This window comes from Variovorax sp. DAIF25, from assembly GCF_050711835.1.
Lineage (GTDB): Bacteria > Pseudomonadota > Gammaproteobacteria > Burkholderiales > Burkholderiaceae_C > Variovorax.
Genome location: NZ_CP136636.1, coordinates 4486355 through 4506576, shown reverse-complemented (window position 1 = coordinate 4506576; position 20222 = coordinate 4486355). Strand labels below are relative to the sequence as shown.

Below are 20222 nucleotides of genomic sequence, written 5' to 3'. Positions count from 1 at the left end.
CCGCCGCTAGGATCGGCGGGTCCTTTTTCGCATCCTCCTCGGCGCCATGACCCAACTCTCGCCCCTGCTGCTCATCGCCGGCGTCTACCTCGCCGTGCTCGCGAGCCCGGGCCCCAACTTCTTCATCCTGAGCCAGATGGCGCTCGACGGGCGCCAGCGCGAATCGCGCTACGTGGTGCTGGGGCTCACGACCGGCTCGATCTTCTGGGTCGTGCTCTCGCTCGCGGGCATGTCCACCCTGATGGCGCACCATCCGTGGCTGGCCTCGGCCGTGCGTTTCGTCGGTGCGAGCTACCTGGTCTGGTACGGCGGCAGCCTGTTGTGGCGCGCCGTGTCGCCGCCCGCGAAGGCCGCGACCGGCAGCGCCCGCCGCGCGCCCGCGGGCACGCGCCGCGATGCACGCAGCGCCTACCGCGCCGGCCTGCTGACCGGCATCACCAACCCCAAGGGCGCGGCCTTCTGGACCAGCGTGTTCGCGACCCTGGTGCCCGCGCAGGCCGCGGGCTGGTTCTATCCCGCCACCATCGTGATGGTGGCCGTGCTCTCGCTGCTGTGGCACTTCGGGATCACCGTGGTGTTCGGTGCCGAGGCGATCCGCGCGCGCTACCTGCGCGTGGAGCGCTGGGTCGATGGCGTGGCCGGCGGCATGCTGGTCATGCTCGGCGTGCAGCGGATCGTCGCTCGATAGGGTCTCAGGCGGCGGCGGCTTCCGGCAGCTTCGCGACCACCTTGATCTCGAAGTCGAAGCCGTAGAGCCAGGTCACGCCGATGGCGGTGGCCGTGGGATGCGGCGCCTCGCCCCAGAACTCGGCGAGCACCAGGTTCCAGATGCGCTCGAACTTCGAGGCCGGATCGACGATGAAGATCGTCACGTCTATCACGTCGGCGAAGCTGGCGCCGGCGGCCGCGAGCACGGCATTCAGGTTCTGGAAGGCCAGCCGGACCTGGGCCTCGAGCTCGGGTTCGGGCGAACCGTCGGGCCGGCTGCCGACCTGGCCCGAGACGAACAGCAGGCCGTTGGCGCGCACGGCCGGCGAGTAGCGGTGGCGCTCGTAGAGCGCCTGGCGGCCGGCGGGGAAGACGACATCGCGTGCGGAGGACATGGGATTCACTTTCTTCGATGGTTGCGGATGCAGTGAATCTAGGTGTTCGCTCTTTGCGGATAAACGGGCAAGACGCACAATGACTGTTTGGTAATCCCAAACAATCAAGCGACGACATGGACCGTTTCGATGCGATGCAGGCCTTTGCGCGCGTGGTGGAGGCCGGCAGCTTCACCAAGGCGGCGCAGACCCTGCACATGAGCAAGACCACCGTGACCCAGCTGGTGCAGCAGCTCGAGGCACGGCTGCGCGTGAAGCTGCTGCACCGCACGACGCGGCAGGTCAAGGTCACGGCCGAGGGCACGCTCTACTACGAGCGCGTGGTGCGCCTGCTGGCCGACCTCGAGGACGCCGACACCAGCCTGGCAAGCGCCACCGCCTCGCCCAAGGGGCGGCTGCGCATCGACGTGCCGGCCCCGCTGGCGCGGCTGATCCTGGTGCCGGCGCTGCCGGCCTTCCATGCACGCCATCCGGAGATCCAGCTCGACCTGGGCGTGAGCGACCGCGTGGTCGACGTGATCGGCGACAACGTCGACTGCGTGCTGCGCGGCGGCGAGCTCACCGATTCCTCGTTGGTGGCGCGCCGCGTGGGCGACCTGCGGCTCGGCGTCTATGCGGCGCCCGGCTACCTCGCGCGCGCCGGCACGCCCGTGCATCCGCGCGAGCTCGAGGACTCGCACCACCGCATCGTCGGTTTCCTGCGTTCGCGCAGCGGCACGCTGGCGCCGATCGCGCTGTCGCGCGCGGGCGAGCAGTTCGTGCCGCAAGGCCGTTACGTGGTCGCGCTCGACGACGGCAACGCCTATGCCGCGGCCGGCATCGCGGGCATGGGCGTGCTCTGGCTGCCGCGCTATATGGCGCAGGCGCATCTCGCCAGCGGCGAGCTGGTGCCGCTGTTCGAGGACTGGGAGGTGGCTTCGATGCCGCTGTACCTGGTGTTTCCGCCGAACCGGCACCTGAGCGCAAAGCTGCGCGTGTTCATCGACTGGGTCGACGAACTGATGGCGAAGCATGCGCCGCTCGCCGTGCCGGGCGGCGCCTGACGCGGTACGCGTCTCAACGCGAAGCCAGCGGCTCCAGCCCCGTCTTCGCGATCGTCGGCGCGCTGGCCGGCGAGTTCAGGTAGCGGATCAGTTCACGCGCCGCCTCGGGCTGCGTCGACGCGGTGGCGATGCCGGCCGAGAACACGGTCACCTGCTGCACCTCGGCCGGCAGCGGGCCGACGTAGTCGATGCCCTCGATCGGCAGCAGTTCGCTGACCTGCTGCAGGCCGAGCGCGGCGTCGCCGCGCGCCACCACGCTGCCCACGCGCTCGCTGAGGATGCGGCGGCTCTTGGGCTTGACCTGGGCCTCGAGGCCGAGCTTCTTCAGCAGCTCGGTCTCGTAGTAGGTGCCGCTGGCGCTGGCCGAATAGGCGATCGACGGCGCCGCGAGCAGGGTGCGCTTGAGCGCCTCGACGCTCGAGATGTCGGGCCTGGGCGCGCCCTTGCGCACCGCGAAGCCGATCGAGGAGCGCACCAGGTCGACCTGGCTGCCGGCCCGCACCTGGCCCTGCGCGACCAGCGCATCGAGCGCGGGCCGCGCCAGGATCACGACGTCGGCCGGTTCCTGGCGCGCGAGGCGGCTCGGGATGGAGTCGGCGGCATTGCCCATCGAGGCGCCGTAGGCGGTCTTCACCGCGCGGCCGCTGGCGCGCTCGAAGCCGGGGCGCAGCTCGTTGTAGGCGGCGGTGAAGCCGCCCGAGGTCATCACGTGGAGCTCGGGCTTCGGTGCCGGGGCATGGCCGGCGGGGCTGCCGCAGCCCGCGAGCGCGAGCCCGAGGGCCGCGCCGAGCAGGGCGCGGCGCGTGAAGGCCGCGAGGCGGGGGCGCTGGATGGTCATGGTGTCTCCTGTGTCGATGTCGCGTTCGCCATCGTAGGAGCCCTGCCTGTCAATCCGCCGTCAGCGCAGCGCGGGTCTTCACCGAGGCCGTGGCGCCCGGCTCTATGCCTTCGCGCGCGAGCGGCAGCCGCACGGTCACCAGCAGGCCCGGGCCGGGCCGCGTTTCGCCGAGCACGATGCTGCCGCCGTGCGCCTCGGTGGCCGAGCGCACGATCGCGAGGCCCAGGCCGCTGCCGGTCTGGGTCTGGTCGGGGTCGCGGAAGAAGCGGTCGAACACGCGCTCGCGCAGCTCGGGCGGAATGCCCGGGCCATGGTCGGCCACGCTCAGCTCGGCCTGCGCGCCGTCGCGCCGGATGCCCACGGTCACGGTCGATCCCGGCGGTGCGTACTTGGTGGCGTTGTCGATCAGGTTGTCGATCATGGACACCAGGCTGTCGCGATCGCCGGCCACCGGTGCCGGGTCGTCGCTCAGCAGTTCGACCTCCACGCCGCGCGTGCGCGCGAGCACCGACAGCGTGGCCAGCCGTTCCTGCACCAGGTCATCGAGGCGCAGCAGCGCGGGGCGCGGCGCCGACACCTGGGCCGCGCTGCGCATCAGGTGCAGCAGCTGGTTCACCAGCCGTTCGGCGCGCGCGCTGGCGCTGACCATGCGCGCCATCAGCTCGTGCTGGCGCGCGGGCGGCACCGTCCCGGGCTGCGCCTGCAGGCCCTGCAGCGCCTCCACGTTCACGCGCAGCGCCGCGATCGGCGTGCGCAGCTCGTGCGCGGCATCGGCGATGAAGCTCTGCTCGCGCTCCATGCTCGCGCGCAGCCGCTGCATCAGCGCATTGAAGTTGTCGACCAGCGGGCGCAGCTCGTCGTGGCGCGTCTGCGTGGCGAGCGGCGCGAGCTCGCGCACGTCGCGCGACGCGATCTCGCGCGCCACCTTGCGCCAGGGCCGCAGCGCGAGCCGGATCGACAGCCAGGCCGGCAGCAGCAGGAAGGGCACGCTGATGACCAGCGGCAGGATGTAGTAGCCGCGCGAGTGGAAGGTCAGCCACATCTGCGGGCCGGCCGGCAGCACCAGCGCGACCCGGGTGGCGCCGTCCTCGCTCTCCAGCGAACGCGTGCGCCACTGCTTGCCCTGCGCGGTCACGTCCTCGGGCACGCCGAGGCGGCTGTTGGCGATGTCGGCCGGCACGCCGTCCGAGTGGTAGACCAGCCGGCCGTGCTGCCACACCAGCAGGCTCGGCGAGAGCGAGGGATCGTTGTCGCTGCCCATGGTCTCGCGCAGCGCGATGTCCATGCGCTTGAGGCTCTCGGCCAGCGCCGCGGGCCGGTCGGCCAGGTTGTGCGCCACCGACAGCACGCTGCGGTGCGAGGTGTCGACCATGCCCATGTCCTCGGTCAGCGAGGTGCCGAGCACCAGGCCCACCGCGATGCTCCACAGCAGCGTGAGCATCGCCACCTGCGCCAGCATCAGCCGGCGCACCAGCGTGGGCCGCAGCAGCCGACGCCAGCCGCGCGGGGCGTCGGAGGCCGCCGCCGTGGCCGTCAAGACGGCGTTCCCGGCAGCTTCAGCGCGGCCTGGTCGATCACGTAGCCGATGCCGCGCACGGTGCGGATGTAGCCGTCGCCGATCTTGCGGCGCAGGTTCGAGATGTGGACCTCGAGCACGTTGCTGCCATGGGTCTGCCAGGCCGGCAGCACCTGCTGCTCGAGCATGCGCCGCGTGATCACGCGGTCGGTGCGCTTGATCAGCAGGCTCAATAACTTGAACTCGCTGCGCGACAGGTCGACCGGCTGGCCGTTGACCTGCACGCGCTGCGTCGGCTCGTGCAGCCACAGGCCGCGCACCTCGAAGGTCACGCCGTCGCTGCCGTAGCTGCGGCGCGCGAGCGCGCGCACGCGCGACAGCATTTCGGCGAGAACGAAAGGTTTCACCAGGTAGTCGTCGGCGCCGTTGTCTAGCCCGAGCAGGCGGTCGTCGAGCGCATCGCGCGCGCTGAGGATCAGCACCGGCAGCCGCGATTCGGCGCGCCGCACGTGCTGCAGCAGGCCCAGGCCGTCGCCGTCGGGCAGGCCCAGGTCGAGCAGCAGCAGGTCGCAGCCCTCGCCATCGAGGATGCGCTGCGCATCCTCGATGCGGCGTACCCACACCACCTCCATGCCCTGCGTCTGCAGCGCCACCCGGATGCCGGTCGCGAGGTCGAAATCGTCTTCCACCAGAAGGATCTTCATGAATGCAATCTAACCGGCGAAGCTGAAGGAATTCCTAATACTTCTCGATCGGGCCCGAAAGGTGCAAGGCGCTGCGAGTCGCCGAATCTTCAGCCGATCTTCATCTGCGCCGCCCACGATGCCGCAGGCTCGCGCGTTGCTCACCGGCCGGCCCGTGCCGGCATGGCATTCCCCCGTCTTCCTTCGCCTCCCGACGATGTCCCTCGACGCCACTTCCTTCCTGCCGCATTTCCGCTCGCCCCAGGCCCATGCGGCGCTCTCGCAGTCGTACGACCGCGTGCTGGCACGCTGGCCGGTGCCGGTGGAGTCGCGCCATGTCGACACGCGGCGCGGCCGCGCCCATCTGCTGGTGTGCGGCCCGGCCTATGGCGTGCCGGTGCTGCTGCTGCATGGCGAGGGCGGCAATGCCACCACCTGGGTCCACATGGCCGGCGTGCTCGCGGGCGCGCTGCGCGTGTACGCGGTCGACATCGTGGGCGATGCCGGCCGCAGCGAGGGCCGCCGGCCGGCCAGCGAGGACGACTACTGCGACTGGCTCGAGGACGTGCTGATCGGCGTCGGCCGGCCCAAGGTGGGGCTGTGCGGCGTCTCCTTCGGTGCCTGGCTCGCCGCCGCCTACATGCGACGCTCGCTGCGCCGCGTCTCGAAGCTCGCGCTGCTCGCACCGCCGCGCATCGGCCCGCGGCGCGTCGTCCCCGCCGCCTGCGCGCTGCTCGCGCGGCTGTTTCCCAGCGACGGCAACCTGCGCCGCCTGCATGCGTTGAGTTCGTCGCCGCGCGCCTGCCCGCTGCCCGAGTGGGCGCTCGAGGACCTGCTCGTGCGCTGGCGCAGCCAGGGCGCCGGACTGCCGCGCGCCGCCGGCCTCAGCGACGCTGAGATGCGGCTGCTGCCGGCCGGCACCCGCGTGCTGCTCGGCGAGGACGATGCGCTGCATGCCATCGACATCGCGAGCCGAAGGCTGCGCATCAATGCGCCGCGCGTCGAGTTGATGGTGGTGCCCGATGCGGGGCATGCGATCGAGTTCGATCAGGCGCAGCGGGTGGGGCAGATACTGCTCGACCACTTTCGGGGGCGGGGGTACGTGCTGTAGACGGTGGTCCTCACGGCGAGCGCTGGGCAACCACCAGTTCACAGGCCCGGCCCGGATCGACCGGCGCATCATGGCCAAGCCGCAACCTCGCCATCAGCACCGCGAGTTCGAAGCGGATCACCGGCTTGGAGCCACTGAGTTCGGTCGATGCCTTGTCGGGGTGTGGATGGCGATACAGATCGAAGAGCGCGCTGAATTCATCGCGCGCAACCCGTGGGTCTTCGAGTTCCTTGTTGCCTTGCAGCCGCGCGACGTTGGCCAGCACGTCGTGCATACCGATCGCCGCGGCGTGGTGCCAGCGCTTGCGGCTGCGCAGCGCCGAGAGCGCCAGTTCCGGCTCCTCGCCCACCAGCGCGATGCGCGCCGCGTCCAGCGCGTAGCCTTCGGCGAAATACGCGTCGCTCGAGTTCTCCCGCACGCTTCGCAGGGCCAGCTCGCAGGCCAGCAGCAGCCGGTCCTTCTCGAGGTGGCCGGTCTTCAGCCAGCGCACATAGGTCTCCGCGCGTTCGAGCTGCAAATGGCAACCGGCCGGCTGCGGTCTCGCATCGCACAGGCCATCGATGCGCACGCGCTGCGCGATCTGCAGCGCACGGTCCAGCAGTGCCTCGCAGGTCTGCGGTTCCCTGGCGACGTACTTGAGCATCAGCGCCAGCTCGAGATCGAGCTCCACGTCCAGCGCTGGCAGCGCGCTCTTCGCGAGATGTTCGACGCGGTCGAACCCGGGCGCCAGAAGCACGGCCATTCCACCCGGCTGACGCGCGTAGGCGCGCTGCCATGCGGCGGCGACGGTTTCCGAAGAGACGTCGGCGGGTTGGCCGAGCACCTTCCTGAGCCAATGCAACATCTGAATCGTGCTTCCCGTTCGGTATGCGGTCCTCGACTCATCCAGGTCCGCGGATCGCGCGAATTCTGCCGCACCGATTCGCGCTGTCGAAAGGCTGCATCGCAAGCCGCGCCGCGCCCTTGCGCGAACCAAAGAACGCATGTCTCGCCATTGATGCAACTGTGCTGCAGCAACGATTCTGCATCGCAAGTGTTGGCTGCGCGCATCGATGCACCCGCATCGCGTCGCCGCGTTGTGGGGTCCATCTTCGTACCCCACGAAGCATCGCGCGGTCTTGACTCCATTCGTCGTATGACGCGCGAACAATTTGAGAGGGAAAAGTTCCGCGCTTCGTTGACGCACGGGGGGAGCGGCAGTTAGAACTGTGCGCACTCGATGGAGGGAGAACGCGTGAAGATATCGAACACCAAGCGCACACACTCCCGCCGTTGCGTCCTCGCTGCCGATCGCCTCGTGGCCGGTGCGCGAAGACGCAAGGCGGCCGATGGGTCCATGCCGATCGCGGCCTCGGCCATCGCCCGTCGCGTGCATCGCACGCGCGCCCTGCGCTGAATCGAACGCCCCGGATCCTGGTGCGATTCGTCCTCTCGCTGCCCCGCGCATCGTCGGGTATGCACAGCCTCTTTTTCCGCGCGCCCAGTCCGCCGATGTGGCTGATGCCGCGGATCCTCGGCCCGCCGCATCGATCGCCGGTGCGGTCGCACGCGGCACGCGCTTGCCGCGTCCACTGAAACCGCTGCTCATGGCTGGCACCGCCTGCCTGTCGAACGATCGGTTCGACGGGAGGGCGGGGTCTTGCCGCTGCGCGAGTCTTTCACCCCCTTAACCCGCGCGCGTTCCATGCAGGAGCCGGCCACACGCCGGCAGGTGCAGGACGGCGCATGTCCCTACAAGAGGCGATCATGAAGAAATTTCTCAAGCCCGCGGTCCCGTACTTTGCCATCGGTGCAGTGACCCTTGCCGCGCTCGTGGCTTGCGGTGGCGGCGGTGGCGGCACGCCATCGTTCGGTGGCGCCGGCGCCGCGCCCGACACCGGCAACGTGGTGGCGCAGAACGGCAGTGCCGACGCGCCCGACGATGGCAATCCCCAGGCCGCGCCCGACGCGGCCGCGAGCAACAACATCGATCGCTCGGCGCAGCCGATGGAGCTGCCCGACACGGTCTGGCCGAAGAACTACAAGCTGTGGTTCCGCCCCGATGCGGCGCTCAAGACCTTCACCGGCCGCGGCGATGTCGAGATCGAGGTGCTGAAGCCGGTCGATGCGATCGTGGTGGCTGCGCACGACCTCAAGTTCGCCAACGGCCGCACCACGCTGCGCAAGCTCTCGAGCCCGGGCGAGGCGATCGCGCTGATCCCCACGCCGCAGACGCGCGGCGACTTCGTGCAGCTGCGGCTCAACGACGGCCAGATCGCCAAGGGCAAGTACCTGCTGCACATGGAGTGGGACGGCAAGATCCAGTTCTCCGACGCCGAGTACTGCCCGCCGGCCGAGATGATCAAGAACCCGCTGTGCTCGGCGGCCACCGGCGTGTTCAAGGTCGGCCTCTCCACGCCCGAGGGCGTGAGCAGCGATGCGATCGTGACGCAGGGCGAGACCAACTTCGCGCGCCAGTGGTTCCCGGGCTGGGACGAGCCCGCGTTCCGCCACACCTTCGAGATCTCGGCCGAGGTGCCGGGCGATTGGAAGACGGTGTCGAACGGCGCGCAGAAATCGCAGACCCGGCTGCCCGACGGCTACCAGCTGGTGTCGTTCGAGAAGACGCCCTCGATGCCCATGTACCTGGCCTTCTTCGGCGGCGGCAAGTTCGACATCCTCGAGGACAGCTTCAAGAGCCCGCTCGACGGCAAGACCATGCCGCTGCGCTGGTTCACGCCGCCGGGCCGCTCGACCTGGGCCACCTTCGCGATGGAGTGGACCAAGGTCGCGATGGACTACTACTACAAGTACACCGGCATCCCGCTGCCCTTCGACAAGTTCGACACCGTGGCCGCCAACGACAGCTACGACAACAAGCCCAACACCGGCTTCGGCGGCATGGAGAACTGGGGCTCGATCTTCGAGTTCGCCGACTCGGTGCTGACCAAGCCCGGCGACACGCCCACGCTCTATTCGGTGACGGTGGTCACGCACGAGGTCGCGCACCAGTGGTTCGGCGACCTGGTCACGCTCGACTGGTGGGACAACGTGTGGCTCAACGAGTCGTTCGCGCGCTGGTTCGAACGGCGCACCACGATCAAGTTCCACCCCGAGTACTACAGCTTCTCGGACTACGTGCTCGACAAGCACAGCGTGATCGTGGCCGACCTCAAGAACACGGCGGTGCCGGTGCAGCGCAACCTCAACGACGCGGGTTCGTTCGGCTTCATCAGCCCGTCGATCTTCGTCTACAACAAGGGCAGCCACGTGCTCGAGACGATCCAGAACTACATCGGCGAGGAGGCGATGCAGAAGGGCCTGCAGATCTACCTGAAGGACTATGCCTATGGCAACGTCACGCCCTCGCGGCTGTGGAGCTCGCTCGAGAAGGCGACCGACAAGAAGGTCGGCGCCATCGGCGACAGCCTGATCCGCCAGACCGGCGTGCCGCTGCTCACGGTCGATGCGCAGTGCGCGGGCGACCGCACCTACGTGTCGATCACGCAGGAGTCGTTCCCGAACCAGAACCAGTACCCGGCCTCGAGCTGGACCGTGCCGGTCACGCTGGCCTATGGCGACGCGATGGCGCAGCGCAAGACCTTCGTGATGGACAACAACCGCACCAACCTCGAGCTGCCGGGCTGCACCGCGGTGCTGGCCGGGCCGACCGGGCAGGACTACTACGTGAGCAATTACAGCGCGGCCTCGTGGAGTGCGCTGCTCGCGCAGGCGCAGAACTTCGCCGACAACAAGCCGCTGCTGCTGAACATCGAGCGCGATGCCTTCCGGCTGCTCGGCGTGGGGCGCATCACGCAGGCGCAGTACGACCAGATCAAGGGCGTGCTGAATCTGCCGACCGCGCTGCTGGCCAAGACGCAGGAGAGCCAGCAGAAGATGGCGGCGGTGGATGCCGGCGCCAAGGAGGAGTACCCGCATGCGCTGCGCTTCCAGGGCAGCCTGAAGCTGCGCGAGAACCTCAAGCGCTGACGGTCCGAACCCACCGGGCGACGCGCCCGGTGGGCCATCCATCTTTCACCGGAGACCATCGATGAGCACATGGAACAACGCACTGCGCGCGCTCGCGTGCATCGCCTGCGCGCTGCTGCTGGCCGCCTGCGGCGCGCGCGGCGGCCCCGAGGCCGAGCTGGTCGGCGTCTATGCCGTGAAGCAGGGCGGGGCGCTCAAGGAACTGATCAAGATCGAGCGCAAGGACGGGCGCTACGTGCTGCGCGACAAGGTGCGCACGCCCGAGTGGAGCGAACCGAAGCTGCAGCTCGCGCCGGCCACGCGCGACGACTGGCAACGCATCACTACCGACACCGCGCAGACGGCCTTCGTCGGCATGAAGAGCGAGCAGCTCGCGCTGTTCAAGGTGCCGCCGGGCTGGGAGAAGAACGGCTTCCGGACCTCGACCGGCTACTTCCTGTTCTATTCGCACGGACCGGTCGAGGCCTACAAGCTCTGAGCGTCGCCGTGCGCCAGCCGGTTCAGGCCGGCAATGCGAAGGTCGCGACCGCGGTCGCGAGCGTCTGGCCGGTGGAGGCCAGGTCCATGGTCACGCGCGCGAAGGCCAGCGAGCGGCCCGAGCGCACCAGCTCGGCATGCGCGAGCACGTCCTCGCCGCCGCCCGCGCGCATGAAGGTCATGTGCAGGTCGACCGTGGCGATCGGGCGGCGCCCGCGGCCGTCGGTCCAGATCGCGAAGCACATCGCGCTGTCGGCCAGCACCGAGAGCGCCTGGCCGCCGAAGATGTTGCCCTCGCGCGTGGCCTGCTCGCCGGCCGGCATGCGCAGCGTGGCCTTGCCTTCGCCCAGCGATTCGACGCTGACGCCGAGGCTGCGCACGCAGCCCGGCAAGGCGGTGGCGAGGACGTCCCTGGCTTCTTCGAGGGTGAACGCGGTCATGGCTGGAGGTCTTTCCGTGGTCGATGCGGTGGAGGGGAGCCGCGCGCCGGCGCGGCGAAGGCCGGCAGCGTACCGCACCGGCGCGCCGCGATCGATTCCACGAAAGAGATAGTCAGCCGCGTGCCGATGCGAGGAAGGCCAGGATCTCTTCGCCGAGCCACTGCTCGCCGCTGTCGAAGTGGGCCATGACCGAGACGTGGTTGTGCCCGGGCACGCTCAGGTGGCGCGGCGCGCTGCCCTGGGCCTTGGCCATGCGCCAGGCGAACTCCGTCGCGTAGACGTCGAGCAGCGGGTTCTCGTACTCGGCATGCACGACGAAGGTGGGCAGCGCCAGCCGGTGGGCATGCGCCATCGGCGACCGGCCCTCGTAGGCCGCGGTGTCGTCGCCGAAATAGGCGCGCACGCCGGCCGCGTTCGGGTTCTCGGGCCGCGCGTCGGCGCGCAGCCGCGCCGATACCAGCACCAGCGCGCGCAGATGCCGGCCCATGAAGCCGAGCGAGGGATCGCAGGCATAGCTGGCCGCATGCGTGCCGCCGGCCGAATGCCCGATCAGGCAGATCGCATGGGGATCGCCGCCGTGCTCGGCCGCGTGGCGCGCGACCCAGTCGCAGGCCGCGGCCACGTCGAACGCGCCCTGCGGATGCATGGCCTCGGGCGCGAGCCGGTATTCGACGTTGATGCCCACGCAGCCCCGGCGCGCGAACCAGCGCAGCACGTTGCCGTACATCGCGGCATTGATGTCCTTGCCGCCGCGCACGAAGGCGCCGCCGTGCACGAACACGATCACCGGCGCGGCCCGCGCGCCGCGCGGCCGGTAGACGTCGAGCACCTGCCGCGGATGCGTGCCGTAGGGCAGGTCGTGGACGAGCTCGCAGCCGTCCGCGGGCGCGGCCAGCAGCAGCGGCAGGTAGGCGGCCTTCACGCGGTCGCCGGCCGCGCGGATGTCGGCCTGCCAGGCCGGGCCGGTCTCGCGCAGCATCCGGTCGATGGCCTCGGAGCGTCCGTCGGGGCGCATGCCGTCTTCAGTCGGCACGGAAGGCCGATGCCTCGACCTCGATGCGCCAGGCCGGCTGCGCGAGCGCCTGCACCACGAGCAAGGTCGAGGCCGGGCGCGCCTCGCCGAGGAAGCCGGCGCGCACCGGGCCGAGCCGCGGCACGTCGGCGGCATCGGTCAGGAAGGTCGTGACCTTGACCAGGTGCGACACGTCCATGCCGGCCGCGCGCAGCACGGCCACGAGGTTGGTCCAGGCCTGCCTGGCCTGCGCCTCGAAGCCCTCGGGCAGCGTGCCGTCGGCCGCGGTGCCGATCTGGCCCGCGATGTGCAGCCAGCGGCCGGGGCCCTGGGTGACGATGCCGTGGCTGTAGGCGCCGACCGGCGGCGCGACGTCCCCGGGTGCGAGGCGGGTGGCGGCGGTGTGCGTCATCAATGCACCGCGCCGTCGAGTTCGGGAATGACCGGGATCTCGACGCCATAGGCGCCGATGTCCTCGCGGATCTTGTCGACCCCGCGCTTGATGATGCCCATCTCCTCGTCGGGATGGGTGGCGCCGAGGCCGTGGTCGGCCGCCAGCGCGCGGTTGCGGCCCGAGCGCCGGCGTTCGTCCTCGGGCAGGTTGACCACCGCGTAGACGCCGTTGAGCAGGCTGCCGCGCAGCTTCTTCGCCACCTTCTCGCCGATGGTGCGCTTCTCGTCGGCCGGCAGCTCGCTGAAGAAGCGCCGCATGATGATGCGGCCGAACTGGATGTGGCGTGCCTCGTCGCGCAGGATCAGCCGGCAGGCCTCGCGGATCGAGCCGAAGCGCGCGTTCTCGTAGCGCGCCTGCAGCAGTTCGCCCGAGAGCTGCTCGAACAGCGTGTTGACCGAGAGGCCCGCGAAGAAGCTCATCGCCTTCTCGTCCTTCTCGTCGTGGAAGCGCGGAATGATGTCGCGGAAGTAGTCGGCCCGCGGCGTGGGCTCGTAGGCCGCGAGGTGCTCGGCGATGCGGAAGCTGGCCTCGTGGTGGCGGAACTCCTCGGCGATGAAGTTCGTGATGTGCTGCTTGATCTCGAAGGGCTGGTGGCCAAAGATCGCCTCGCGCAGCCGCTCGGCGCCATAGGGCGTGGCGCCATGCTCCATCCAGGCGCGCAGGCTCCACCATTCGGCGCCGGCCTGGCGCACCTCGGGCGGCAGCTCGGCCTCGCGCAGGTCGCTGTAGTCGATGTCGGCCACCGGGTCCCAGGCCAGTTCGCGCGCCTGGGTGCACAGGCGCCAGACCTCGGGGTATTCGACCTTCGAGACCACGGGATAGGGGTTCGGCACGGAAGGGATCTCTTCGAGCAGCGAGGCTTGCATGGGCGGTGTCCGTCGTGGGTGTTGGAAAGGCCATGCTAGGAAGCCCGCGCTCATACATCCAATACTGTTTAAAGTGGCTCGTCATTCGCCGCAGCTATCTCCACGCCCATGTTCGAATTCAGACAACTGCGCCAGTTCGTGGTGCTGGCCGAGGAACTGAACTTCGGCCGCGCCGCGATCCGGCTCCACATGTCGCAGCCGCCGCTGAGCGTGGCGATGCGCAATCTCGAGGAGCAGCTCGGCGCGGTGCTGTTCGACCGCAGCCGGCACCACGTGCGGCTCACGCCCGCGGGCCAGGTCTTCCACAAGGACGCGCAGCGCCTGCTGCAGCAGGCCCAGGCGGCGGGCGAGCGCGCGCGCCGCGCGGCACAGGGGCTCGAGGGCTCGCTGCGGCTCTCGTTCGTGCCGAGCGCCGCGCTCGACGTGCTGCCCGCGATCTTCAAGCGCTTCCAGCACGACTACCCGACCGTGCAGCTGCGCCTTACCGCCGAAACCACCGCGCGCCAGCTCGAGGACCTGCGCAAGGGCGAGGTCGAGCTCGCGCTGGTGGTGGGCCCGGTCTACGAATCGCGCGGGCTGGTGCTGGTGGACCTGCAGGCACAGAAGTTCGTGATCGCCGTGCCGCGCAGCCATCCGCTGGCGGCGCAGCGCTCGGTGAAGATCGCGGCGCTGGCGGCCGAATCCTTCATCTCGTTCCCGGCCGCGGAGGGCGCGGGCTTCGTCGCCGCGCTGCTCGGCGCCTGCCAGTCGGCGGGCTTCCTGCCGAAGGTGGTGCAGGAGGCCGCGCAGATGCAGTCGATCCTCACGCTGGTCGCGGGCGGCCTGGGCATTGCGCTGGTGCCGGCCGCGATGCGCGTGCTCGCGATGGCCGATGTCGCCTTCCTCGAGATCGCGGGCTCGCGGCCGCCGCCGACCTACAGCCTGGTGTTCGCGCATGCGAGCGGCAACGACAACCCGGTGGTGCAGTCGTTCCTGGCGGTGGCGAAGAAGGCGGTGGAGGGGGCGGGGCGATAGGGCGCGCGAAAACCTCGAATCGCCTCAGTCCCACCAGCAATAGAGCGGGTTTCCGCAGACGCCATACGCGCCGAGGCTGTCCGCGTCCGCGCCCCAGAAGCAGTAGTACTGGTCTTCGTCGGGTTCGTAGACCAGCCAGTAGCCTTCGGATCGCGCGAGAAGCCAGCCCGAGATCCGCGACCCGGGTTCGCGGTGGGCGAATCCGGGCGCCACGACCGTGGCCGACACCATCTCCGCCCCGGTGGCATGTTCGCGAATGCTGGAACGCAGCCGCTCGAAATACGCCCCCTCGTCCTCGCCCTGGGGGACGATGATTCCCGAGGTGTCGGACAAGGCGGCTTCGAGCTTCGGCCAGTAGGGGTGGGCGTGGTTCATTCCGGTGGCGCCAGCGAGGGCGTCTCAACCCGGGATATCCGGCTCCACCAATTGCGCCAGCGCCACCAGCGACTCCTGCCAGCCCAGATAGCACATCTCGACCGGAATCATCTCGGGAATGCCCTCCTGCACGATGGCCACGTCGGTGCCGCAGGACACGGCGGTCAGCGTGACGGTGGTCTTCATCGTGCCCGGCAGGTTGGGGTCGTCGAAGCTCGCGTCGTAGGCCACGCGCTGGCCCGGCACCAGCTCGAGGTACTTGCCGCCGAACGAGTGGCCGTGGCCCGAGCTGAAGTTGGTGAAGGACATGCGCCAGCTGCCGCCGACCACCGGCTCCATCTGGTGGACCTTGCCGGTGAAGCCGAAGGGCGGCAGCCAGCGCTCGAAGGCGCCGGGTTCGGTGAAGGCGCGGTAGAGGCGCTCGGGCGGGGCGCGCAGCACGCGGTGCAGACGAACTGTGTTGGTAGCCATGGTGTGTTCTCCTGGTGAAGTGGTGCGGAGGACGACCCTCCACTGACACGACGGACGAGCTCGGGACAGATCGACACGAATCCGAAAAATTTTTCGAATCGGCGGGATTCACTGTAGCCGGCGCCGGCCTTCGGCAGGCCGGTGATTCATTTCATATATGAACGCCGGCCAGTGAACGTATTGGACAGACCGCCGCCCCCGTTCGCACCATGCGGTTCCCAACATGGAGTCCCCCCGATGAATCTCCCTCGCACGCTGCTCGCGGGCCTGCTGCTCCTTGCCGCCGGCATTGCCGCGCCGGCCCTGGCCCAGGGCTATCCCGATCGCCCGGTGACGCTGGTCGTGCCCTATCCGGCCGGCGGCTCGGCCGACATCCTGGCGCGCACGGTGGGGCAGAAGCTGGCGGCGCAGCTCGGGCAGCCGGTGGTGATCGAGAACAAGGGCGGCGCCGGCACGGCGATCGGCGCGCGCTTCGTCGCGGAAGCCAGGCCCGACGGCTACACGCTGCTGCTCGGCACGGTGAGCTCGCAGGCCATCAATCCGGCGATGTCCAAGGTCGGCTACGACCCGGTGAAGGACTTCGTGCCGGTCAGCGCGCTGGCATCGATCCCGTTCGTGCTGGTGGCCCATCCGGGCGCGCCCTACGGCAGCGTGGCCGAGCTGCTCGCGGCCGCCCGGCAGGCGCCGGGATCGATCAGCTACGCATCGGCCGGCCCCGGCACCTCGAACCACCTGGCCGGCGAGATGCTCGCCTCGGCCGCGAAGCTCAAGCTGCTCCACGTGCCCTACCGCGGCAGCGCGCCGGCGCTGGCCGACGTGCTCGCGGGCCACGTGCCGCTGATGTTCGACCTGCAGACCACCTCGCTGCCCAACATCGCCACCCACAAGCTCAAGCCACTGGCCGTGACCGGCAGCCGGCGCAGCCCGCTGCTGCCCGAGGTGCCCACGGTGGCCGAGAGCGGGCTGCCGGGCTTCGAGGTCAGCGCCTGGTTCGGCGTGTTCGCGCCCGCGAAGCTGCCGCCGCCGGTGCGCCAGCAGCTCTCGGCCGCCATGGCCAAGGTGCTCGAAGACCCGGCGCTGGCGCAGCGGTTGCGCGACATCGGCGCCGAGCCCGATCCGCGCAATGCCGCGCAGTTCACCGCCTATGTCGCCGAGGAGGCCGGCAAGTACGCGGCGGTGGTGAAGACCGCCGGGCTCGCGCCCTGACCGCTGCCTGACGAGCGCGCCCGCGGGCGCGCCGAAACGGCCGATACCGGCGAGAATCCGGCCGCATTCACTGCCGCCAAGGTTCCCGTGTTCCAACGTCTTTCCATTGCCGTCCGCACGATGGCCTTCGTGGCCGCCGTGTGCGTCGCGCTCGTGGCGCTCGACGTCTGGCACAGCTGGGAGTCGCGCACGGCGCTGCTCGAGCAGATGGGCGTGGCGACGGCGAACCTCTCTCGCGCGCTGGCGCAGCAGGCCGACGACACGATCAAGCAGGCCGACACGGTGCTGATCGGCGTGGTCGAGCGCCTCGAGAACGACGGCGCGGGCCCGGCCCAGGTCGAGCGGCTGCGCCGGGTGCTGGCCGCGCAGGCGGCCGAGCTGCCGCAGATCGACGCGCTGCACGTCTACGACCAGGACGGCAACTGGGTCGCGAACTCGCGCGCGGTGCCGCCGCAGAACCTCAACAACGCGGACCGCGAGTACTTCGTGTTCCACCGCACGCACGCCGACCGCGGGCCGCACATCGGCATTCCCGTGAAGAGCCGCACCAGCGGCAAGCTGCTGATCCCGGTGTCGCGCCGCATCGACCATGCCGACGGCAGCTTCGCGGGTGTGGCGCTCGCGAGCATCGACGTCGACTTCTTCCTCCGCTTCTACGACAGCCTCGACATCGGCAAGGCCGGCGCCGCGGCGCTGATCCTCGACAGCGGCACGATGATGGTCCGGCGGCCCTACGGCCCCGAGATGGTGGGGCGCGACATGCGCGACTCGGAACTGTTCCGCGCCTACAAGGCCAACGGCCCGATCGGCACCGCCTACATCAAGTCGGCGCAGGACGGCGTGCTGCGGCTCAACAGCTTCCGACGCCTCGACAACTACCCGCTGTTCGTGGGCGCGGCGCTGTCCAAGGACGAGATCCTCGCCGGCTGGTGGAAGGACACCTTCTGGCATTCGGGCGGCGTGCTGGCGCTCAGCGCCGTGGTCGCCTTCGTCGGCCTGGGGCTGGTGCGCCAGATCGAGCGGCGCACGCGCACCGAGGCCGAGCTGCTGCGCGCGCGCGACGCGCTCGAGGCACTCAACAAGACGCTCAACACGCTGGCGATGGAGGACGGCCTGACGGGCCTGGCGAACCGGCGCCAGTTCGACGTCACGCTCGACACCGAGTTCGGCCGCGCGGTGCGCAACGCCAGCACGCTGGCGCTGATCCTGCTCGATGTCGACCGCTTCAAGGAATACAACGACATCTACGGCCACACGGCCGGCGACGAATGCCTGCAGAAGATCTGCCGCACCATCGCCAACGTGGCGGCGCGCCGGCCCGGCGACCTCGCGGCCCGCTACGGCGGCGAGGAGCTCGCGGTGCTGCTGCCGGGCACCGACGTCGAGGCGGCCGCGCTGCTGGCCGAGCGCATCCGCGCCGCGGTGCGCGCGCTCGAGATCGAGCATGCCGGCGCCGCCGACGGCTTCGTCACCCTGAGCGCGGGCGTCGACGCGCTGCGGCCCGAGGCCGGCAGCGTGCAGCCCAAGGCGCTGGTGCGCGGTGCCGACAAGGCGCTGTACGTGGCCAAGTCGGGCGGGCGCAACCGCGTGTGCACCAACGAGACACCGGTGACCTGAACACTTGCGTACTCAGGAGTCCCGCCGGGTAGCGGGCCCTCGTGCGGCGCTCTACGATCTCTCATTCCGCGCGCGGCACGCCTCGCGAGCCGGCGCGTCCAAACACCACCCAACAGGAAAAGAACGAACCATGTCATTCGCCGAAGTCGCCTTGCCCGAGCAGCTCGTGCGCGCGCTCGATGCGCAGAGCCGGATGCCGATCACGCGGATCGGCGAGGCGCTGGTCGCGCTGGGCATGATCACCGGCGACCAGCTCGCCGCCGGGCTGCGCCAGCAGCGCCGCGAACCATTGGTGCCGCTGGGCGAGACGCTGGTGCGCATGGGTGCCGTGAGCCGCGGCCAGCTGCAGACCGCGCTGGTGCGCAAGATGGGCTATCCGCTGGTCAACCTGCATGTGTTCCCGCCCGCGGCCGAGGCGCTGCGCAAGGTGGGCCACGCGGTGGCGCGGCGGCTGCAGGTCATGCCGCTGATGCTGCACGAAGGGCGGCTGGTGATCGCGATCGACGATCCCACGAGCCGCTATTCGGTGATCGACGAGGTGCAGTTCGTCGCGCAGATGAAGGTGATCCCGGTCGTGGGCCAGTGCCTGGACCTCGACGGCGTGCTGGCCGCGGCCTACGAGAAGATCGGCGACGTGGCCGACGGCGGTGGCGGCGGCGCGGCCAACCTCGACCCGATGCGCCCGCTCGAGTTCGACATGACCGGCACCAGCGAGCTGCTGCAGACGCTCGAGAAGGAGGGCCCGGCGCCGGCGCCCGCGGAGTCGCCGATCGAGCAGTCGGACAACTCGCTGGTGCGCATGATCAACAGCATGATCCAGGAGGCGCACCGCGACGGCGCCTCGGACATCCACATCGAGAGCTACCCGGGCCAGGAGAAGACGCGCATCCGCTTCCGTCGCGACGGGCTGCTCTACACCTACCTCGAGCTGCCGCCGAGCTACCGCAACGCGATCGTGGCGCGCGTGAAGATCATGTGCGACCTCGACATCAGCGAGAAGCGCAACCCGCAGGACGGCAAGATCAACTTCGCCAAGTACTCGCCGCAGCACAAGATCGAGCTGCGCGTGGCGACCATTCCCACCAACAACGGCCTGGAAGACGTGGTGATGCGGATCCTGGCCTCGGCCAAGCCGCTGCCGATGCAGTCGCTGGGCCTCTCGCCCGACAACCTGCGGCGCCTGACCCACGCGGTGGAGCGGCCCTACGGCATGGTGCTGTGCGTGGGGCCCACGGGCTCGGGCAAGACCACCACGCTGCATTCGGCGCTCATGCACATCAACACGCCCGAGCGCAAGATCTGGACTGCCGAGGACCCGGTGGAGATCACGCAGAACGGGCTGCGCCAGGTGCAGATCAATCCGCGCATCGGCTGGACCTTCGCCAAGGCGCTGCGCGCCTTCGTGCGCGCCGATCCCGACGTGATCATGGTCGGCGAGATCCGCGACGAGGAGACCGCGAAGACCGCGATCGAGGCCTCGCTGACCGGCCACCTGGTGCTGTCGACCCTGCACACCAACAGCGCGCCCGAGACCGTGACGCGCCTGCTCGACATGGGCATGGACCCGTTCAACTTCGCCGACTCGCTGCTCGCGGTGCTGGCGCAGCGGCTGGTGCGGCGCATCTGCAGCCACTGCGTGCGCAGCGCGCCCGCGAGCGAGGAGGCGGTCGAGGAACTGCTGGCCGACTACCTGCACGCTTTCCCGGCCGAGGAGATCCCGGCGCGCCGGCAGGCCACGCTCGATGGCTGGCTGCAGCGTTTCGGCCGCGACGGGCGGCTGCACCTGCACAGCGGCGCGGGCTGCGAGCACTGCGCGAAGACGGGCTTTCGCGGCCGCGTCGGCATCCACGAGCTGATGACGGTCTCGAAGGAGCTGCGCCGGCTGGTGCAGAGCGGGGCGCGCGCCGAGGAGCTGCTGCAGGCGGCGCTGAAGGAAGGCATGCGCACGCTGCGCCAGGACGGCATCGAGAAGGTGCTGGCCGGCCAGACCACGATCGAGGAAGTGCGCGCGACGAGCAACGCTTGAG

General features: G+C 69.9%; 20 protein-coding genes. 9 read left to right on the top strand and 11 right to left on the bottom strand.

What is annotated here, in order from left to right; translation table 11 throughout:
* Positions 1-46: 46 nt before the first annotated feature.
* Entirely contained in the window at positions 47-688 is a 642-nt protein-coding gene (locus R0232_RS20895; protein ID WP_431509268.1) for a LysE family transporter, read from the top strand.
* A gap of 4 nt (positions 689-692) precedes the next feature.
* Here the strand turns inward: R0232_RS20895 and R0232_RS20890 are convergent, their stop codons facing one another.
* The gene (locus R0232_RS20890; protein ID WP_431509267.1) at positions 693-1103 is read right to left on the bottom strand and encodes a RidA family protein; all 411 of its coding nucleotides are present in this window, start codon (positions 1101-1103) and stop codon (positions 693-695) included.
* Positions 1104-1219: 116 nt separating this feature from the next.
* Here R0232_RS20890 and R0232_RS20885 point away from each other — a divergent pair, with 116 nt between their 5' ends.
* Positions 1220-2146 carry a LysR family transcriptional regulator gene (locus tag R0232_RS20885; protein ID WP_431509266.1) on the top strand — a complete coding sequence of 309 codons (927 nt, stop codon included), beginning with the start codon at positions 1220-1222 and terminating at the stop codon, positions 2144-2146.
* 13 nt (positions 2147-2159) lie between these two features.
* On the opposite strand, the gene R0232_RS20880 is transcribed toward R0232_RS20885, so the two are convergent.
* Genes R0232_RS20880 through R0232_RS20870 form a run of 3 tightly spaced genes read right to left on the bottom strand, consistent with a single transcriptional unit; the run spans position 2160 to position 5204 of the window.
* A complete protein-coding gene (locus tag R0232_RS20880) occupies positions 2160-2984 on the bottom strand; it encodes a substrate-binding domain-containing protein (protein WP_431509265.1) in 825 nt (274 codons plus the stop codon).
* A 49-nt stretch (positions 2985-3033) separates the two neighbouring features.
* The gene (locus R0232_RS20875) at positions 3034-4521 is read right to left on the bottom strand and encodes a sensor histidine kinase (protein ID WP_431509264.1); all 1488 of its coding nucleotides are present in this window, start codon (positions 4519-4521) and stop codon (positions 3034-3036) included.
* Entirely contained in the window at positions 4518-5204 is a 687-nt protein-coding gene (locus R0232_RS20870; protein WP_093344488.1) for a response regulator, read from the bottom strand. Before R0232_RS20870 ends, R0232_RS20875 begins: the two co-directional genes overlap by 4 nt.
* Positions 5205-5400: 196 nt before the next feature.
* Here R0232_RS20870 and R0232_RS20865 point away from each other — a divergent pair, with 196 nt between their 5' ends.
* Positions 5401-6294, top strand: a complete 894-nt coding sequence (locus tag R0232_RS20865) for an alpha/beta fold hydrolase (protein WP_431509263.1) — start codon at positions 5401-5403, stop codon at positions 6292-6294.
* A 10-nt stretch (positions 6295-6304) separates the two neighbouring features.
* Here the strand turns inward: R0232_RS20865 and R0232_RS20860 are convergent, their stop codons facing one another.
* Positions 6305-7138: a hypothetical protein gene (locus R0232_RS20860; RefSeq protein ID WP_431509262.1), complete on the bottom strand. Its 834-nt coding sequence runs from the start codon at positions 7136-7138 to the stop codon at positions 6305-6307.
* Positions 7139-8040: 902 nt separating this feature from the next.
* Between R0232_RS20860 and R0232_RS20855 the strand changes: the two genes are divergently transcribed.
* Together R0232_RS20855 and R0232_RS20850 are read left to right on the top strand one after the other, a co-directional pair.
* Positions 8041-10263 carry a M1 family metallopeptidase gene (locus tag R0232_RS20855; RefSeq protein WP_431509261.1) on the top strand — a complete coding sequence of 741 codons (2223 nt, stop codon included), beginning with the start codon at positions 8041-8043 and terminating at the stop codon, positions 10261-10263.
* A 61-nt stretch (positions 10264-10324) separates the two neighbouring features.
* Positions 10325-10741: a hypothetical protein gene (locus R0232_RS20850; protein ID WP_431509260.1), complete on the top strand. Its 417-nt coding sequence runs from the start codon at positions 10325-10327 to the stop codon at positions 10739-10741.
* A 22-nt stretch (positions 10742-10763) separates the two neighbouring features.
* On the opposite strand, the gene R0232_RS20845 is transcribed toward R0232_RS20850, so the two are convergent.
* The 4 genes from R0232_RS20845 to R0232_RS20830 all read right to left on the bottom strand — a co-directional run bounded on the left by R0232_RS20845 (position 10764) and on the right by R0232_RS20830 (position 13512).
* Positions 10764-11180: a PaaI family thioesterase gene (locus R0232_RS20845; protein ID WP_057593094.1), complete on the bottom strand. Its 417-nt coding sequence runs from the start codon at positions 11178-11180 to the stop codon at positions 10764-10766.
* A gap of 112 nt (positions 11181-11292) precedes the next feature.
* On the bottom strand, positions 11293-12213 hold the full coding sequence (locus tag R0232_RS20840) for an alpha/beta hydrolase (RefSeq protein ID WP_431509259.1): 921 nt from the start codon (positions 12211-12213) through the stop codon (positions 11293-11295).
* Positions 12203-12604: a RidA family protein gene (locus R0232_RS20835; protein WP_209542637.1), complete on the bottom strand. Its 402-nt coding sequence runs from the start codon at positions 12602-12604 to the stop codon at positions 12203-12205. Before R0232_RS20835 ends, R0232_RS20840 begins: the two co-directional genes overlap by 11 nt.
* Positions 12604-13512, bottom strand: a complete 909-nt coding sequence (locus R0232_RS20830; protein WP_431509258.1) for a ferritin-like domain-containing protein — start codon at positions 13510-13512, stop codon at positions 12604-12606. The genes R0232_RS20835 and R0232_RS20830 overlap by 1 nt, the downstream gene beginning before the upstream one ends.
* A 108-nt stretch (positions 13513-13620) precedes the next feature.
* On the opposite strand from R0232_RS20830, the gene R0232_RS20825 reads away from it, so the two are divergent.
* Positions 13621-14526 (top strand): LysR family transcriptional regulator, encoded by a 906-nt coding sequence (locus R0232_RS20825; protein WP_208511548.1) that lies wholly within the window; start codon positions 13621-13623, stop codon positions 14524-14526.
* A gap of 24 nt (positions 14527-14550) precedes the next feature.
* On the opposite strand, the gene R0232_RS20820 is transcribed toward R0232_RS20825, so the two are convergent.
* Together R0232_RS20820 and R0232_RS20815 are read right to left on the bottom strand one after the other, a co-directional pair.
* On the bottom strand, positions 14551-14901 hold the full coding sequence (locus R0232_RS20820) for a hypothetical protein (protein ID WP_208511547.1): 351 nt from the start codon (positions 14899-14901) through the stop codon (positions 14551-14553).
* 24 nt (positions 14902-14925) lie between these two features.
* Positions 14926-15372, bottom strand: coding sequence for an SRPBCC family protein (locus R0232_RS20815; protein WP_208511546.1), 447 nt, complete (start codon positions 15370-15372; stop codon positions 14926-14928).
* 237 nt (positions 15373-15609) lie between these two features.
* Here R0232_RS20815 and R0232_RS20810 point away from each other — a divergent pair, with 237 nt between their 5' ends.
* From R0232_RS20810 to R0232_RS20800, 3 genes are all read left to right on the top strand, one after another.
* Positions 15610-16578 carry a tripartite tricarboxylate transporter substrate binding protein gene (locus R0232_RS20810; protein WP_208511545.1) on the top strand — a complete coding sequence of 323 codons (969 nt, stop codon included), beginning with the start codon at positions 15610-15612 and terminating at the stop codon, positions 16576-16578.
* Between the two features lie 120 nt (positions 16579-16698).
* Complete coding sequence (locus R0232_RS20805) at positions 16699-18195, top strand: sensor domain-containing diguanylate cyclase (protein WP_431512914.1); 1497 nt, start codon at positions 16699-16701, stop codon at positions 18193-18195.
* A gap of 130 nt (positions 18196-18325) precedes the next feature.
* Positions 18326-20221, top strand: coding sequence for a GspE/PulE family protein (locus R0232_RS20800; protein ID WP_431509257.1), 1896 nt, complete (start codon positions 18326-18328; stop codon positions 20219-20221).
* The last annotated feature ends 1 nt before the right edge of the window (position 20222 follow it).